This window comes from Streptomyces triculaminicus (assembly GCF_017349075.1).
GTDB classification, from domain to species: Bacteria; Actinomycetota; Actinomycetes; order Streptomycetales; family Streptomycetaceae; genus Streptomyces; species Streptomyces triculaminicus.
In genome coordinates this window covers 685896-701169 of record NZ_JAFMOF010000004.1, presented here as the reverse complement: position 1 = coordinate 701169, position 15274 = coordinate 685896, and the positions used below count along the sequence as shown (strand labels likewise).

The 15274-nt window shown below is 76.0% G+C and carries 12 protein-coding genes and 2 pseudogenes; 5 read left to right on the top strand and 9 right to left on the bottom strand.

Annotated features, from left to right (window positions below; genetic code table 11):
* Nucleotides 1–101 precede the first annotated feature (101 nt).
* Nucleotides 102–1400 carry a cytochrome P450 gene (locus J1792_RS26720; RefSeq protein ID WP_307843103.1) on the top strand — a complete coding sequence of 433 codons (1299 nt, stop codon included), beginning with the start codon at nt 102–104 and terminating at the stop codon, nt 1398–1400.
* Here J1792_RS26720 and J1792_RS26715 read toward each other — a convergent pair.
* Complete coding sequence (locus J1792_RS26715) at nt 1378–2133, bottom strand: bestrophin-like domain (RefSeq protein WP_086573388.1); 756 nt, start codon at nt 2131–2133, stop codon at nt 1378–1380. The genes J1792_RS26720 and J1792_RS26715 overlap by 23 nt on opposite strands.
* Nucleotides 2134–3252: 1119 nt before the next feature.
* Complete coding sequence (locus J1792_RS26710; protein WP_207248360.1) at nt 3253–4908, bottom strand: acyl-CoA dehydrogenase family protein; 1656 nt, start codon at nt 4906–4908, stop codon at nt 3253–3255.
* Between the two features lie 95 nt (nt 4909–5003).
* Here J1792_RS26710 and J1792_RS26705 point away from each other — a divergent pair, with 95 nt between their 5' ends.
* From J1792_RS26705 to J1792_RS26690, 4 genes are all read left to right on the top strand, one after another.
* Complete coding sequence (locus J1792_RS26705; RefSeq protein WP_086572476.1) at nt 5004–5768, top strand: PaaX family transcriptional regulator C-terminal domain-containing protein; 765 nt, start codon at nt 5004–5006, stop codon at nt 5766–5768.
* 104 nt (nt 5769–5872) lie between these two features.
* Nucleotides 5873–6580: a response regulator gene (locus tag J1792_RS26700; RefSeq protein WP_086572478.1), complete on the top strand. Its 708-nt coding sequence runs from the start codon at nt 5873–5875 to the stop codon at nt 6578–6580.
* A 70-nt stretch (nt 6581–6650) separates the two neighbouring features.
* On the top strand, nt 6651–8123 hold the full coding sequence (locus J1792_RS26695; protein WP_242646735.1) for an ATP-binding protein: 1473 nt from the start codon (nt 6651–6653) through the stop codon (nt 8121–8123).
* Nucleotides 8120–8671, top strand: a complete 552-nt coding sequence (locus J1792_RS26690) for a hypothetical protein (RefSeq protein WP_086572480.1) — start codon at nt 8120–8122, stop codon at nt 8669–8671. Before J1792_RS26695 ends, J1792_RS26690 begins: the two co-directional genes overlap by 4 nt.
* Nucleotides 8672–8681: 10 nt before the next feature.
* Here the strand turns inward: J1792_RS26690 and J1792_RS26685 are convergent, their stop codons facing one another.
* The 7 genes and pseudogenes from J1792_RS26685 to J1792_RS26655 all read right to left on the bottom strand — a co-directional run bounded on the left by J1792_RS26685 (nt 8682) and on the right by J1792_RS26655 (nt 15236).
* Entirely contained in the window at nt 8682–9281 is a 600-nt protein-coding gene (locus tag J1792_RS26685) for a PIG-L deacetylase family protein (RefSeq protein WP_086572482.1), read from the bottom strand.
* A 113-nt stretch (nt 9282–9394) separates the two neighbouring features.
* Nucleotides 9395–9892: pseudogene (locus J1792_RS26680) on the bottom strand (HAD-IC family P-type ATPase); the annotation flags it as partial.
* 52 nt (nt 9893–9944) lie between these two features.
* Entirely contained in the window at nt 9945–10451 is a 507-nt protein-coding gene (locus tag J1792_RS26675; protein ID WP_086570672.1) for a MarR family winged helix-turn-helix transcriptional regulator, read from the bottom strand.
* A gap of 36 nt (nt 10452–10487) precedes the next feature.
* Nucleotides 10488–12107 (bottom strand): FUSC family protein, encoded by a 1620-nt coding sequence (locus tag J1792_RS26670; protein ID WP_207248359.1) that lies wholly within the window; start codon nt 12105–12107, stop codon nt 10488–10490.
* Nucleotides 12108–12129: 22 nt separating this feature from the next.
* Nucleotides 12130–13098 (bottom strand): acyl-CoA dehydrogenase family protein, encoded by a 969-nt coding sequence (locus J1792_RS26665; protein ID WP_207248476.1) that lies wholly within the window; start codon nt 13096–13098, stop codon nt 12130–12132.
* A 123-nt stretch (nt 13099–13221) separates the two neighbouring features.
* Nucleotides 13222–14385, bottom strand: a pseudogene (locus J1792_RS26660) (acyl-CoA dehydrogenase family protein); the annotation flags it as partial.
* Nucleotides 14385–15236, bottom strand: a complete 852-nt coding sequence (locus tag J1792_RS26655) for an enoyl-CoA hydratase (protein ID WP_207248358.1) — start codon at nt 15234–15236, stop codon at nt 14385–14387. The gene J1792_RS26655 and the pseudogene J1792_RS26660, both read right to left, overlap by 1 nt.
* Nucleotides 15237–15274: the final 38 nt, after the last annotated feature.

Genomic DNA, 15274 nt, shown 5'->3' with positions numbered 1-15274 from the left:
GGAACGCGTCCCCCGCAGGGGGACGAAGCGGACTCCTGGTCACGCACACATTGTGGCCAGCCCTTGACGCCCCCGCCAGGGGAGGACGTACGGTCCGGCCCGTGACCGCACACGACCCCGCCGCCGTGTTCGACCCCGCCGGCTACGCCCGGGGCGTCCCCCACGCCCTCTTCCGCGAGCTGCGCGAAACCAGCCCCGTGTGCCGCGTCCCGGAACCGGCGGTCGGCCCCTGGCCCGCCGGCCCCGGCTACTGGGCCGTCTTCCGGCACGCCGACGTCAAACACGTCCTGCGCACCCCCGACCTCTTCTCCTCCCACCTGGGCGCCACCCAGCTCCGCGACCCGGACACCCCCGGCGACCTGGACTTCGTGCGGGCGATGATGCTCAACCAGGACCCGCCCGCCCACGCCCGCCAGCGCCGCATCGTGGCCGCCGCCTTCACCCCGCGCGCCGTGCGCGAGCTGGAGGCGGTGGTCGAGGCCCGCGCCCACGCCCTCGTCGGCGCCGTCGCCCGTCAAGGCGCCACCGACTTCGTGGAGCTCGGCGCCGACCTGCCCGTATGGACCCTCGCCCATGTGATGGGCGTGCCGGAGCAGGACCGGCGGCTGCTCGTCGACTGGTCGAACCGCGTCATCGGCTACCAGGACCCCGAGCACGCCGCCTCGCACACCGCCGACCCGGCGGAGCTCACCCCCATGGGCCGCGCGGCCCTCGCCGAACGGCCCGCGTCGCTGGTCAGGGCCGACGGCACGCCCCTCAACCCGCGCTCACGCGAGGCGCTGGCCGATATGTTCGCCTACGCCCACGCGCTCGCCGACCGGCCCCGCACCGGCAGCGTCATGGCCCGCATGCGCGAAGGCGGCCTGAGCCGAGCCGAGTTCGAGAACATGTTCTTCCTCTTCGCGGTGGCCGGGAACGAGACGCTGCGCAACGGCGTCCCCGGCGCCCTGCTGACGCTCCTCGACCACCCCGGGCAGTACGAGACGCTGCGCCGGCGGCCGGAGCTGACCGCGTCGGCGGTGGAGGAGACGCTGCGCTACTGGCCGCCCGTGATGAACTTCCGGCGCACCGCCACCCGCGACACCGAGCTCGGCGGCCGGCACGTCCGGCGCGGCGAGAAGGTCGTCGTCTACCACGTCTCGGCCAACCGCGACGAGCGCGTCTTCGCCGACCCCGACCGCTTCGACATCACCCGCACCCCCAACGACCACCTCAGCTTCGGCTTCGGGCCGCACTTCTGCCTGGGCGCCCACCTCGCGCGCACGCAGACGCGCGCCATGCTGCGCGCGGCCGTGGACCGGCTGCCCGGCCTGGAGCGGGCGGGCGAACCGGTCCGGCTGACGTCCAACTTCCAGAACGGGCTCACCCACCTGCCCGTCAGGTGGAGAACAGATCGCTGAACGGGCCCGTGGCGTCCGCCACGGAGTGCCCGAACGGCGAGTTGAAGTCCCAGATCAGAAAGAGGAGGAAGGCGATCATGGCGCTGTAGACGCCCGCCAGCAGCAGCTCCCGCGGTGACCGCCTGATCTGCAGCGTGAAGATCAGCCCCACGCACACCAGCGCCCCGCCGATCAGCCCGAACCACACCACGCCCGGCATCGTGGGCCCGGCCGCCAGGCCCCGCGCGGTGCGGGCCGCGTCCGCGGCGCCCACCTGGTCCACCAGCGGCTGGTAGGACTGGCTCTCGAAGTCGTCGCGCGGCCGGTACGAGCTGACGTCCTCCCGCACCTTCTCCAGCAGCTCGGTGCCCTTGTCGGTCAGTTCGCCCTCCTCGAGGACCACGGGCCATTCCTCGTCGAGCACATAGTTCACATAGGCCTTGACGTCCTTGCGCGTGCGGTCGCGGGCCTCGGGCGCGTAGACCCGCACCCGCTCGGTGACCTCGTGCAGGGCCTGCGCCTCGACGCGCACGGTGTCCTGCGCGGCGTTGCGGGCCTCCCACACCCCGGCGATGGCCAGGCCCAGCACGATGGCATAGACCACGCCGACCATCATCGTCATGTACTCGATGACGTCGGGCGTCTCGCTCGGGTCTTCGTCATCGCCGAGCCTGCGTTCCCTGAGCACGGTGATGGTCAGGACGACGGCACAGGCCGCGGCCATGGCGATGGCCAGAACCAGCCACTCGGACAAGGGAACCTCCGGGATCGAGCACGGGGTGGGGTGACAGGGGCGGGGTGACGGCGGGCGTCAGCGGCCGCGACGACCGCTGCCGCGCGGCCGCAGCAACGCGGCCGCCAGCACGGCCGGCGCCGTGATCACGAGCGTGAACGTGACCACGGACGTGCCACGGACGACGGGTTCGGACACCGACTGGCGGTACGCGCGCGGCAGCGCGCACACGGACAGGCGGGGACGACGCCCGGGGCGGGGTCGGCGATGGCGAGGGCGATGGCGGCGTGGAACGCTCTCCCGGCGCCGGGGCGGGTGCGGGCGCGGGTGCCGGTGCCTCTGCCGGTGGCGCGGGGCGCGCCTGCGGGGGAGCGGCCGGAGGCGCGGCCGGCGGAGGGTTCGGCGCGGGGGCGCCGGGCGGCGGTACGGGCCGGGGCGCGGGTGGCGCGGGTGGCGCGGGAGGCGCCGGGGGCGCGGGCGCCGGCGGGGCAGGGGCGGGCGGCGGCGCGGGCGCGGGTGGCGCGGGGGCGGGTGGTGCCGGTGGTGCGGGAGCGGGCGGGGCAGGCGCGGGCGGGGCCGGAGGAGGGGCCGGTGGCGCCCCGGGCGCGGGCGCCGGTGGTGCCGGGGCGGGTGGCGCCCCAGGTGCAGGCGGGGCGGGTGCGGGCGGCGCGGGAGCCGGGGGCGCGGGAGCGGGCGGCGCGGGAGCCGGTGGGGCACCCGGCGCGGGCGGTGCCGGAGCCGGAGGAGCGGGCGCGGGTGGTGCCGGCGCGGGCGGCGCGGGGCCCCGGCGGGCGGGCAGAGGAGACGGGCGTGCGCGGTCACCGCGCCGCCGAGCGCCCGCGCGTCGGCGGTCACGCACACGTACAGGGGGTTCAGGCGCACCACGGCGCTTGCCGAGGCCCGGACGCCGCCCGGCAGGGGGAGTGGCGGCGCCGGGGCGGCGTGCGCCGCGCCCGCCGTCGCCAGCACGGCGGCCAAGGCCGCGAAACCGGTGCCTGCCGCCCGAAGCCATCCCGTCACGAGGGGGATCTTGCGATCCTCGCGGCCGCCTCACTCACCCATCCGGCCCAATTCCCTCGATGGGATGAAGATGTGCCACGCGTTGACGCCCGCCCTGTCGTCAGGACGCGGACGTCCCCGTCACGCTCCGGCCTTGGCGTCCTCGGTCCGCGCCCGCTCCAGCACCGCGCCCAGGTCCGTACCGCCGGGCAGCGTGCCGAACGCCTGTCCCCAGTCCCCGCCGAGCCGCGAGGCGCAGAAGGCGTCCGCGACCGCCGGGGTGCTGTGGCGCACCAACAGGCTGCCCTGGAGCACGAGTGTGAGCCGCTCGGCGACGCGGCGGGCCGCGAGCTGGGCCTGGCGGGGGTCGGAGAGCGTGCCCAGCAGGTCGCGCAGGTGCGCGGCGGCGGCGTCGAGGCGCGGGTCCGCCCCGGCGGCCAGGCCGACCTCGGCGAAGTAGGCCTCCAGGGCGTCCGGTTCCTTGGCCAGCACCCTGAGCACGTCCAGCGCGGCGACGTTGCCCGAGCCCTCCCAGATCGACAGCAGGGGCGCCTCCCGGTAGAGCCGGGGCATGCCGGAGTCCTCCACGTAGCCGTTGCCGCCCAGGCACTCGAGGGCCTCGGCGGCGTGCGCGCTGCCGCGCTTGCACACCCAGTACTTGCCCGCCGCCAGGCCGAGGCGGCGCAGCGCCGCCTCCGCGGCGTCCCCCGCCTCCGAGCGGTCCAGCGCGGCGGCGAGCCGCATCGCCAGCACCGTCGCGGCCTCCGACTCGACGGCCAGGTCCGCCAGGACGTTGCGCATCAGCGGCTGGTCGATCAGCTCGGCGCCGAACGCCCGGCGGTGCGCGGTGTGGTGCAGCGCCTGCCGCAGCCCGGCGCGCATGCCCGCGGCCGAGCCGATCACGCAGTCGAGCCGGGTCATGTTGACCATCTCGACGATCGTGCGCACCCCGCGGCCCGGTTCGCCGACGGGCCAGGCCACGGCCTGCTCGTACTCGACCTCGGACGAGGCGTTGGAGCGGTTGCCGAGCTTGTCCTTCAGCCGCTGCAGCCGGATGGCGTTGCGAGTGCCGTCGGGCAGCACCCGCGGCATCAGGAAGCACGTCAGCCCCTGCTCGGTCTGCGCCAGGACCAGGAAGACGTCGCTCATCGGCGCGGACGTGAACCACTTGTGCCCGGTGATCACGTACGAGCCGTCGCCCGCCGGCACGGCCGTCGTGGTGTTGGCCCGTACGTCCGAGCCGCCCTGCTTCTCCGTCATCGACATGCCCGCGATCAGGCCGCGCTTCCCCAGCGGGGGGCGCAGGCCGTAGTCGTACGTGCGGGAGGCCAGCAGCGGCTCGTAGGCGGCGGCGAGTTCCGGCTGGGCGCGCAGGGCGGGCACGGCGGCGTAGGTCATGGAGACGGGGCAGCCGTGGCCGGCCTCCGCCTGCGCCCAGGCGTAGAACTTCGCCGCCCGCACCAGGTGTCCGCCCGGGCGGGCCTCGGCCCAGGGGGCCGCGTGCTGCCCGCTCTCCACGGCGGCGGCCATCAGCTGGTGCCAGGCCGGGTGGAACTCGACCTCGTCGAGGCGGTGGCCGAACCGGTCGTGGGTGTGGAGCACGGGCGGGTTGGCCTCCGCCATGCGGGCCCAGTCCTGCACCTCGGGCGAGCCGGCCAGCGCGCCCAGCTCGCGGACCTCGGCTTCGCCCCAGTCGCCGCCGTCGCGCCGCAGGGCCTCGAGCAGGGCGGGGTCGTCGGCGGTGGAGAAGCCGGTCAGGGGCGGGGCCTGGTTGAACACGTCGTGCGTGGGGCTCACGGCGACCTCCGGGCGGTACGGCGGCGGGCATGCGGTCGGTATTACAGATTCATGATGCGTGATGCGAGACTGTAATAGATAGGGTTTCGTCAGCCATGGATGACACACAAGCGCCCGAACCGCTCACCCTGCGGCCGCTGACCGCGCGCTCGGTCGTGCTCTCGACCCTGCTGGGCCACCACCCGCCCGCGCTGCCCGCCCGTGCGCTCGTGCGCGTCGGCGAGTTGTTCGGCACCGCCGAGGGCACCGTCCGCACCGCCCTGACCCGGATGGTGGCCGCCGGGGACCTGGAGCAGCGCGACGGCGCGTACCGGCTCACCGACCGCCTCCTCGCCCGCCAGGCCCGCCAGGACGACAGCCGCGCGCCGCGCACCCGCCCCTGGGACGGCTCCTGGGAGATCGCCGTCGTCACCCCCGAGCGGCGCGCCGCCCCCGACCGCGCCGCGCTGCGCCAGGCCATGGCGGCGCTGCGCCTGGCCGAGCTGCGCGAGGGCTGCTGGCTGCGGCCCGCGAACCTGGTGCGCGACGGGCGGCCCGCGGTCGTCACCGAGCAGTGCACCCTGCTCGCCGGAGCCCCCGAGGGCGACCCCGCGGCCCTCGCCGCCGCCCTGTGGGACCTGGCCGGATGGGCCCGCCGGGCCCGGGCCCTGGAGGCGGCGCTCGAGGCGCCGCCGGACCGGCCCGGCGGCCTGGCGGGGCGCTTCACCGTCTCCGCCGCCGTGCTGCGCCACCTGCTGTCCGACCCCGTCCTGCCCGCCGCCCTGCTGCCCGCCGACTGGCCCGGCGACCGGCTGCGCCTGCGCTACGAGGCCTTCGACCGGGACTTCCGGTCCCTGCTCCTGCGGCACATCGGTGGCTGAGGGAACGTTGGGGGCGGGTGGGGAATATGAGAAGTCGGTGACAGTTCCCCCGGTCCGACCGCTCCAGGGCGCATTCGTGTGTTCGAACGACCGATAATGTCCGCATGTCACGCGTGCTTCTGATCGAGGACGACCGGGCCGTACGGGATGGGGTCACCCTCACCCTGCGCCGCCGCGGCCACGAAGTCGAGGCCGCGCCCACCGGCGGAGCCGGGCTCGCGGCCCTGGACGCCTTCCGGCCCGACCTGGTGCTGCTCGACCTGATGCTGCCCGACCTGAGCGGCTTCGAGGTCTGCCGCCGCATCCGGGCCACCCAGCAGATCCCGATCATCATGCTCACCGCCCGCGGCGACGACATCGACGTCGTCCTCGGCCTGGAGGCCGGGGCCGACGACTACATCGTCAAGCCCGCCCGCGGCGAGGTCCTCGAGGCCCGCATCCGCGCCGTGCTGCGCCGCGCGGCGCCGGTCGACGGCGGCCCGGACCCGGCGCTCGTCCCGGCCGCGGCCGAGTCGCACGGCGACCTCACCATCGACCGCGCCGGCCTGCTCGTCTCCAAGCACGGCCAGGACCTCGCGCTCGCCCCCTCCGAGATGAAGCTCCTGCTCTACCTGTCCGCCACCCCCGGCCGGGTCTTCAGCCGCCAGCAGCTCCTCGAGCACGTCTGGGAGCACAGCTACCACGGCGACGCCCGCCTGGTCGACGCCTGCGTGATGCGGCTGCGCACCAAGGTCGAGGAGTCCACCCGCTCCCCCAAGTACATCCAGACCGTGCGCGGCTTCGGCTACCGCTTCGGCCCCGTCCAGAGCTAGCGGAACGACGGTGAGACGACCGGTCCTGCGCCGCCCGGCGATACGCCGCCCCGCCCTGCGCCGCCCTGCCCTGCGCCGGCCCACCTGGCGCCGGCCCGCCCTGCGCACCCTCGCCCGCGGGCTGCGCGCCCGGCTCGTCGTGGCGTTCCTGCTGGTCGCCGCGCTCAGCGCGCTGACCACCGCCGCCCTGACCTTCCGCGAGGCCCGCACCGCGATCCTCAAGCGCACCCAGGACACGGCCGTGCAGCAGCTGCGCGCCCAGGTCAACTCCCAGGCCCCCGAACTGACCTTCCCACCCCGCACCGGCGACCTGGTCAGGTTCACCCAGAACCTCGACCGGGCCGGCCAGGCCCAGCACTGGGTCGTCCAGGCCCGCTACCGCGACGAGCCCGTCGTCCCCGGCACCCGGGCGGTCGGCAGGACCGTTCCCGACGGCGTGCGCACCAAGGTGCGCGCCGGCATCGCGTCCTTCCAGCGCGTCGACAGCGACGGCAAGCCGTGGCTCGTCATCGGCCTGCCCGTGGCCTTCAGCGGCGACGGCGGGCAGATGTCCGGCCTCGAGGTCTACGCCCATGTGCCGCTGCGCGAGGACGAGGTCAACGTCTCGGCCCTGGTGAAGGCCGCCCAGCGCGGGGCCCTGCCGGCCATCGCGCTGGCCGTGGTGCCCGCCCTGGTGGCCGCGCGCGGCGTGCTGCGGCCCGTTCGCGAGCTGCGCCGCGCCACCCAGCAGATCACCGACGGCCGGCTCGACACCCGGCTGAAGGTGACCGGGCGCGACGAACTCGCCGACCTCTCGCGCACCTTCAACGACATGGCGGCCGCCCTGGAGGAGAACGTGGCCGAACTGCGTCGCATGGAGGCCAACTCCCGGCGCTTCGCCGCCGACGTCTCCCACGAACTGCGCACCCCGCTCGCCGCCATGACCGCCGTCGTCGACGTTCTCGACGAGGACGCCGCCACCCTCGACCCCGACACCGCCTACGCCGTCCGCCTCATCAGCCAGGAGACCGGGAAGCTCGCCCGCATGGTCGAGGACCTGATGGAGATCTCCCGCTTCGACGCGGGCGCCGCCGCCCTGCACCTGGACGAGGTCGACGTCGCCGAGACCGTCCGCAAGACCCTCCAGGCCCGCGGCTGGCAGAACAAGGTGCGGGCCGACCTGCCCGAGGACGTACGGGCCCGGCTGGACCCGCGCCGCATCGACGTCGTGGTCGCCAACCTCGTCGGCAACGCGCTGCGCCACGGCGGGGAGCCGGTGAGCGTCGCGGTCCGGGTCAGGCCGCACGGCGAGGGCGAGCGGCTGCTGATCGAGATCGCGGACCGGGGCGAGGGCATCGACCCCGAGGTGCTGCCGCACGTCTTCGAACGGTTCTTCAAGGCGGACGCCGCCCGCGTCCGCTCCGAGGGCAGCGGCCTCGGCCTCGCCATCACCATGGAGAACGTACGCCTGCACGACGGCACCGTGCGGGCGGCCAACATGGCCGGGGGCGGAGCGGTGTTCACCGTCGACCTCCCGCTGCGGCGAGGAGGCGACGAGAAGTGAGGGCACGACGCGCGGCCGCCGCGCTGCTGCTGGGGTCGCTCGCCGCGCCGCTGGCCGCCTGCGGCATCGAGCCGACCGAGGTCGTGGAGGTGGGGCAGCCGGCCCAGGGCGTCAGGCGGCCGGGCGTGAAGACCCCGGAGGTCCGGCTCTACTTCGGCTTCCCGGGCGGCGTCCAGATGGTCAACCGCCCGGCCGACGCGGAGGTCAGCGCCGAGGAGGCGGTGCCGCTGCTGCTGGCCGGCCCCAACGAGGCCGAGAAGATGCGCGGCCTCTACTCCGAACTGCCCCGGATCGGCGGCCGCTTCGAGGTCGTCTCCGCCGTGGGCAGGGTCACCGTCACCCTGCCCCTGGATGTGACCCGGCTCTCGCCCGTCGCCCGCGTCCAGCTGGTGTGCACGGCGGCCCACAACACCGGGCCCGGCGGCCTGAGGCCGGAGCAGGTCCGGGTGGACCTCGTCGGCGCGGGGAAGAAGATCCCGGACCTGCTGTGCGACAAGAAGTACAACGCCCCCGCCGTGGCCCCGGCCATGCCGACCTCCGCGCCCTGACCGCGCCGGGTCAGGGCCTGCGCCGTACGGGCCGCAGGACCTGGAACGCCTCGGCGAGGCGCCCCTGCGGCAGCCCGCCGGCCCGGGCGTGCGCGGCGAGCCGCTCGCGCAGCCGCTCCTCGGGGTCCGCGCCGGACGCGGCCCACGCGGCGTCCGACCGCAGCGCGTCCAGCTTGCGCTCCAGGACGGCCGTGACGTCCACGTACTGGTTGGGTTCGGGGGCGTCCGTCAGCCACAGCTCCGGGACGGCCTCGAGCTCCGCCCACTCCTCCAGCGGATCCGTCCCCGGCGCGAGCACCCGCCCGGGGCGTGAGTCCTGGACCACCGCGGCCAGCTCCCCGCGGCCGAGGAAGCGCACGTCCGTGACGCCGCAGAGCTTCGCGGCCAGGCGCTGCCCGGCCCGGCGGAACTCCGCGGGCGTGCCGTCCTCGCCGTCCGGGCCGGTGAGGACGCAGTAGGTCGCGCGGGTGCCGCGCTCGACCCACCGCGCGAGGGTGCCGCCGGCGTGCAGGGCGATGTCCGCGGGGTGGGAGCCGATCACCAGCACGCTGTGGGGCGGGCGGCGGTCCGTGGCGGGAAGCACGACAGCGGTACGAAGAAGATCATCCATGGTCCCAGCCTCTTGCGGCGGAAGCCGTCGCTCAAGGGCCGTCGGTGGCAGGAATGTGCCACCGACGGCCCTTGAGCGACGGCCGGGCTGTGTGCGGGCCGGGCGCGCGGGGTTCAGTGCGCGGGGGAGTAGCGGCGCAGGCGGAGGCTGTTGCCGACGACGAAGACGGAGGAGAACGCCATGGCGGCTCCGGCGATCATCGGGTTGAGCAGTCCGGCGGCGGCGAGGGGAAGGGCGGCGACGTTGACGCCGTCGCCGACCATGGCCACCGACCGGCCCTCGGCCTGCAGACGCTTGACGACGTCGACCTTGTCCTCGGGCATGACCTCGTCGATGCCGACCTCGGCCGCCACCGCCCGGGCGACCGTCTCGTTGTCGCCGGTGAGGAGGATGGGCGTCAGGCCCAGGGCGCGCAGCCGCCGGACCGCCTCGGCGCTGGTGGGCTTGACGGCGTCGGTGACCTCGAGGACCGCGCGGGCCCCGCCGTCCCAGGCGACGGTGACGGCGGTGCGGCCGAGGGCCTCGGCGTCGTCCAGGGCGCGCCCGAGCGCGGGGGGAAAGATGACGCCCTGTTCCGCCAGCAGCTTGCGGCGGCCGAGAGTCGCATACCCGGCAGGGGTATGCGGCTCTCTGGACGGGGTCGTGCCCGTACGGGCGGGCGGCTCAGGGCTGGAGGCCGCCGAGCCGGCCCTCGAGGAGGACCAGCAGCTCGGCGAGGGTGCCCGCGAGCTCGTCCTGGCGGTCCTGGCCGAGGCCGGAGAGCAGTGCCTGCTCGTAGGCGAGCTGGTCGGGGATGAGGCGGTCGATCATTTCGCGGCCGGCGTCCGTGAGCGAGAGGTGGGCCATCCGCCGGTCGCGGTCGTCGGGGCGGCGGGTGACGAGCTCCCGCTCCTCCAGCACCCGCAGCCGTTTGGTGACCGCCGCCCCCGACGCGAAGGTCTCCCGCGCGATCTGGCCGGGCGTCAGCTCACGGCCGGTGCGGCGCAGCGTCCCCAGGATGTCGAACTCGGCCCGTGTGAGCCCCTCCCGCACCAGCGGCGCGTCGGCCGCCTGCTGCAGCAGCGCGGCGCAGCGGTTGAGCCTGCCGATCACGGCCATCGGCGCGGTGTCGAGTCCGGGATGGACCTGCTGCCACTGGCGCAGCACGCGCGCGACGATGTCCTCGGCCACGGTGTCGGTCCTCTCCGGTTCGTACGACGGTCCGCCTCAGATTCTGCCGTCCGCGGCGTGAAGAGGCCGCCGGGCCCCCCGCCCGTGCGGGGGCACGGCGTCGTCCGCGGCCGGACGGGCCCCGGCGCCGAGCGCCGCCAGCGCCCGGTAGCCCTCCCGTTCCTCCTCGGCCGCCCGCCGCCGCGGCCACGCGGCCTGCCACCACTCGCCCGCCGCGACGTCCACGGCCTCCCGCAGTGCGAGCAGCGCGGCGCCCAGCCGGTCCCGCGTCGCCCGGGCCTCGTCGGCGGAACACGGGCCGGCGGCCGCGGCCTCGGCGGCCACCCGTGCGGCCCTCGCCCGCCCGAGGGCCTCGTGGACCCGCCCGGCCGCCCGCCGGTTGGTGACCAGCGCGCACACCGTCAGCCCCAGCGCCACCCCCACCAGGGTGTCCGTCCAGCGGTCGGCGACCAGCGCCCCGGCCGGGTGCGGGCCGCCGAACTCGCCCAGCAGCAGGGCCATCGGGGTGACGCACACGCTGCCCAGCCAGTAGTTCCGGGCGATGAACGCCTCAGCGCCGATCTGCAGGAGGAGGGTCAGGAACACCAGCGCGACCTCACCCGACCGGGCGAGGGGGAGCACCGCCGTGAAGAGCAGCAGGCCGAGCAGGTTGCCGAGCGCGCGCTGCACCGCGCGCTGCCATGTCGCGGTGGTGTTCGCCTGGATCACTGCGGCCGCCGTCACCACGGCCCAGTAGGGGTGGTGGCTGCCGAGGGCGAGCGAGGCCCACCCGGCCAGCGTCGCGCCCGTGGCCACGCGCACGCCGGCGGGGGCCAGGTGCGCGTGGGCGCGCAGCCGGGCGCCGAGGGCGCCCCCGCCGCGCAGCACGCGCGCGTGGGCCAGCAGCCGTTCGGCCTCGGCCGGGTCGGCCGGGCCGGCGGCCAGGGCGGCGTCCGCGCGGGCCACCGCCCGCCGCAGCGCGTCGCGCGACGTGGTGTCGCCGCCGAGCGCCCGCCGGGCCGCGCTCACCGCGGCGGCCGTGGCGTGGCGGGCCGGCGCCGTGTCGGCGGCCTCCGCGCGCAGCAGGCCGGCCGCCGCCTCCAGCGCGCGGGCGGCGGCGATCCGCTCCGGCCCGTACGGCCGCACCAGCGCGGGCGCCATGCAGACCAGCCAGGCGAGCGCCCCGGCCGCCAGGACGAGGCCGAGATGGCCCGGCACCTCGCCGATCCGCTGGGGGACGAAGAAGGCGCTCGAGGTGACGAAGGTGAGCACGACGTTGCCGGGCGGCCCGATCCGGGTCGCGTCGCACACCACCTTGTGCACGGCGGCCAGCAGCGAGGCGCCCAGGACCAGCAGCGGGGCGGAGGGGAGGAGCGCGGCGCCGGTCAGGGCGGCGCCCACGCCCGCGACCGTCGCCAGCACCACCCAGGCGACGGTACGGGCGCGCGCGGCGTACGGCCGGTCGTGCCCGTACAGGGCGCACAGGGCGCCGGCGGCGGTGTAGAGCACCAGGTCGAGGCGGCCGAGCGCGAGCAGGACGAGGTCGGGCACCGCCATCGCCACGGCCGCGCTGAAGGCCGCCTTGTGCCAGATGTCGGCGGCCGGCCGCAGGCGCACGAGGCCGCGCAGGGGCAAGGGCAGGGGCCGGGCGGGCAAGGGCTTCGACAGCTTCGGCATACCCAGAACGTTAGCAGGTGTTTTATGCGTGAAACAGTTTGCTCCGGCACTCCGCCGGCGTCCCCCAGGCCGTCCTCAGTGCCCTGGCCTTGCCGATCCACAGCGACAGATCGAGCTCGCTCGTGTAGCCGATCGCGCCGTGGACCTGCAGCGCGGTGCGCGCGGCCGCGTACGCGGCGTCACAGGCGGCGGCCTTGGCGGCCGCCACGTCGGCCGGGGTGCCGGACGGCCCGTCGTGCCGGTCGCCGCCCGCCGCGAGGGCCCGCGCGGCGCCGTGCAGCAGCGGCCCCGCGAACTCCAGGCCGATCAGCGTGTCCGCCAGCCGGTGCTTGACCGCCTGGAACGACCCGATCGCCACCTCGAACTGCCGGCGCTCACCGGCGTGGGAGACCGTCTTCTCCAGCAGCGCCAGCCCCACCCCGAGAGCCTGGGCGGCCGTCGCGTACGCCGCCCACGCGGCGGCGTGCTCCACCGCCTCCCGCACGGCGGGCCCCACGGCGACGAGCTCCCCGCCTCCGTGCGGCCGGGCGAGCCGCCGGGCGGGGTCGAGGGAGGGCTGCAGGGGGCCGTGGCCATCGGCGAGGCGCAGCGTGTCCCCGTCGCCGGTGACGGTGAACACCAGCCGCGCCGCGTCCGGGTCCAGCGCGTACGGGCCCCCGCCCGGCGGCGTCAGCGTGGTGATCGCGTCGCCCGCGCACAGGCGCGGCAGCCACCGCTTCGCCGGCGCCGCCTCGCCCGACTCCGCGAGCCTGCCCAGCAGGACGGCGGCCGCGACCGTCTCCACCAGCGGCCCCGGCACGCAGTGACGGCCCAACTCCACGAAGGCCGCGCCCAGTTCCACCGGCAGCGGCCCGACGCCGCCGTACGCCTCGGGCGCGGTCAGGGCGAACACCCCGGCCTCGGCCGCCCGTTCCCACAGCGCGAGCCCCGGCTTCCGTTCGCCGCGCGCCCAGGCCCGTACCGCGGCCGCCGTGCCGGACGCCGCGAACATCCGGTCCAGCGTGCGCGCGAAGTCCGCCTGGCCGGCGTCCAGCGGGAACCCTCCGGGGACGCGGAAGCCGGCGCCCGGGGCGCCACGTCGCCGGGGGGCGGCTTCCGCGTCCCCGGTGCCGGCCCGGCGGCCCTTCGGCAGCCCCAGCAGCCGCTCCGCGATGACGTCGCGCTGGATCTCGTTCGTCCCGGCGTACACCGGCCCGGCGAGGGCGAAGGTCCAGCCCTCCGCCCAGCCGCCGCCCCGCGGGGCCTCGTCCGCCGTGTCCGCGAGCTCCCCGTGCGGGCCCAGCAGGTCCAGGGCCGTCTCGTGGAGCGCGAGGTCCAGCTCGGACCAGAAGACCTTGGTCAGGCTCGCCTCCGCCGCGGTCGCGCCCGCCGCCGGCCGGGCGGCCAGCGCGTAGCCGTACAACTGGTAGGCCCGCGCGCGGATCACCGCGTCCGCGACGCGGTCGCGCAGGGCCGTGTCCCCGGGGTCGGCGGCCGTGCGCCACAGCGCCACGAGCCGCCGGGCGGCGGCGACGAAGCGGCCGGGGGCGCGCAGGGTCAGGCCGCGCTCGCTGCCCGCCGTGCTCATCGCGACGTGCCAGCCCCGGCCCGGCTCGCCGACCACGTCGGCGTCCGGCACGAAGACGTCGTCGAGGAAGATCTCGGCGAAGGCCGGCTTGCCGTCGAGGCGGCCGATCGGCCGCACGGTCACGCCGTCGGCGTCCAGCGGGAACATCGCGTACGTCAGCCCGTCCTGCGGCCGCGGGCCGGCGGGATGGCTGCGGAACAGCCCGAACGCCCAATCGGCGAAGGCCGCCCGCGACGACCACGTCTTGTGCCCGCTCAGCAGCCAGCCGCCCGCGGTGCGCCGGGCCGCCGACCGCAGCGCGGCGAGGTCCGAGCCCGCCCCGGGCTCGGACCACGCCTGCGCCCAGACGGTCTCCCCGCTCGCCATGGGCGGCAGGATCCGCTCGCGCTGCTCGTCCGTGCCGTGCTCGAAGAGGGTGGGGGCGAGGAGGCATACGCCGTTCTGCGAGACCCGGGCCGGGGCGCCCGCCGCCCAGTACTCCTCCTCGAAGACCAGCCACTCCGCCGGCGAGCCGTCCCGGCCGCCGAAGCGCCGGGGCCAGGAGACCACCGACCAGCCGCCCGCGTGCAGTGTCCGCTCCCACTCCCGGTGCTCGTCGAAGCCCCGCTCCGTCTCGAGCGAAGCGAGCGGCGCGCGGGGCACGTGCCCGGCCAGCCAGGCGCGGGCCTCGGCGCGGAAGGCTTCCGTGCCCGGGGGGAGGCAGGGGTCCATCAGGCGTCCTTCATGGCGCGCACGTCCATTCCGCCGAGCGGGTCGGCGGCGGTCTCCGCGTTGTGCGCGTGCGCCAGGTGGTGCAGGGCGAACGCCGAGTCCAGCCCGGCGTGCAGCCCCTGCAGGTCCTCGGCCTGGTTCACGGCCCGCTTCGCCAGGGCCAGACCCATGCGCGTCATGCGCGCCACCCGCTCGGCCAACGCGGCGGTGTGCTCCGCCAGTTCGCCGCGCGGCACCAGGCGGTTGACCATGCCGATCTCGTACGCGCGCCGCGCGCTCATCCGGTCGCCGGTGTAGAGGAACTCCTTCGCCACGCGCGGGGGCATCACCCACGGGTGGGCGAAGTACTCGACGCCGGGGATGCCCATCCGCACCACCGGGTCGGCGAAGAAGGCGTCCTCGCTCGCCACGATCAGGTCGCACACCCACGCCAGCATCAGCCCGCCCGCCACGCAGGCGCCCTGGACCCGGGCGATCACCGGCTTGGGCAGCTCGCGCCACCGGCGGCACATGCCCAGGTACACCTCGGACTCCCGGGCGAAGCGCCCCTCGGCGCCCGCCGTGGCCGTGTGGTCCCACCACAGCCCCGCCCGGCGCGCGAACGGCAGGTGCGCGTCCCGCTCCGGGGTGCCGATGTCGTGCCCCGCCGAGAAGTGCTCGCCCTCCCCTGTGAGGACGACCACCCTGACCCCGTCGTCGGCCGCGGCCGCGCCGAAGGCGTCGTCCAGGGCGTACGTCATGCGGGAGTTCTGGGCGTTGCGGTACCGGGGCCGGTTCATCGTGATCGTCGCGACGGGGCCGAGGCGTTCGTAGCGCACCACGGGGTCGGCGGTCACAGGGTCAGTGGTCATCAACCATCCTTCCCTAACAAGTGTTTGGTAGGTTAACG

Excerpts from the sequence above, each read along its gene's own strand:
- J1792_RS26685 (WP_086572482.1), bottom strand. The coding sequence starts at position 9,281 with ATGGATGATCTTCTTCGTACCGCTGTCGTGCTTCCCGCCACGGACCGC.
- J1792_RS26705 (WP_086572476.1), top strand. The coding sequence starts at position 5,004 with ATGGATGACACACAAGCGCCCGAACCGCTCACCCTGCGGCCGCTGACC.
- J1792_RS26700 (WP_086572478.1), top strand. The coding sequence starts at position 5,873 with ATGTCACGCGTGCTTCTGATCGAGGACGACCGGGCCGTACGGGATGGG.
- J1792_RS26655 (WP_207248358.1), bottom strand. The coding sequence starts at position 15,236 with ATGACCACTGACCCTGTGACCGCCGACCCCGTGGTGCGCTACGAACGC.
- J1792_RS26670 (WP_207248359.1), bottom strand. The coding sequence starts at position 12,107 with ATGCCGAAGCTGTCGAAGCCCTTGCCCGCCCGGCCCCTGCCCTTGCCC.
- J1792_RS26665 (WP_207248476.1), bottom strand. The coding sequence starts at position 13,098 with ATGTTCGCGGCGTCCGGCACGGCGGCCGCGGTACGGGCCTGGGCGCGC.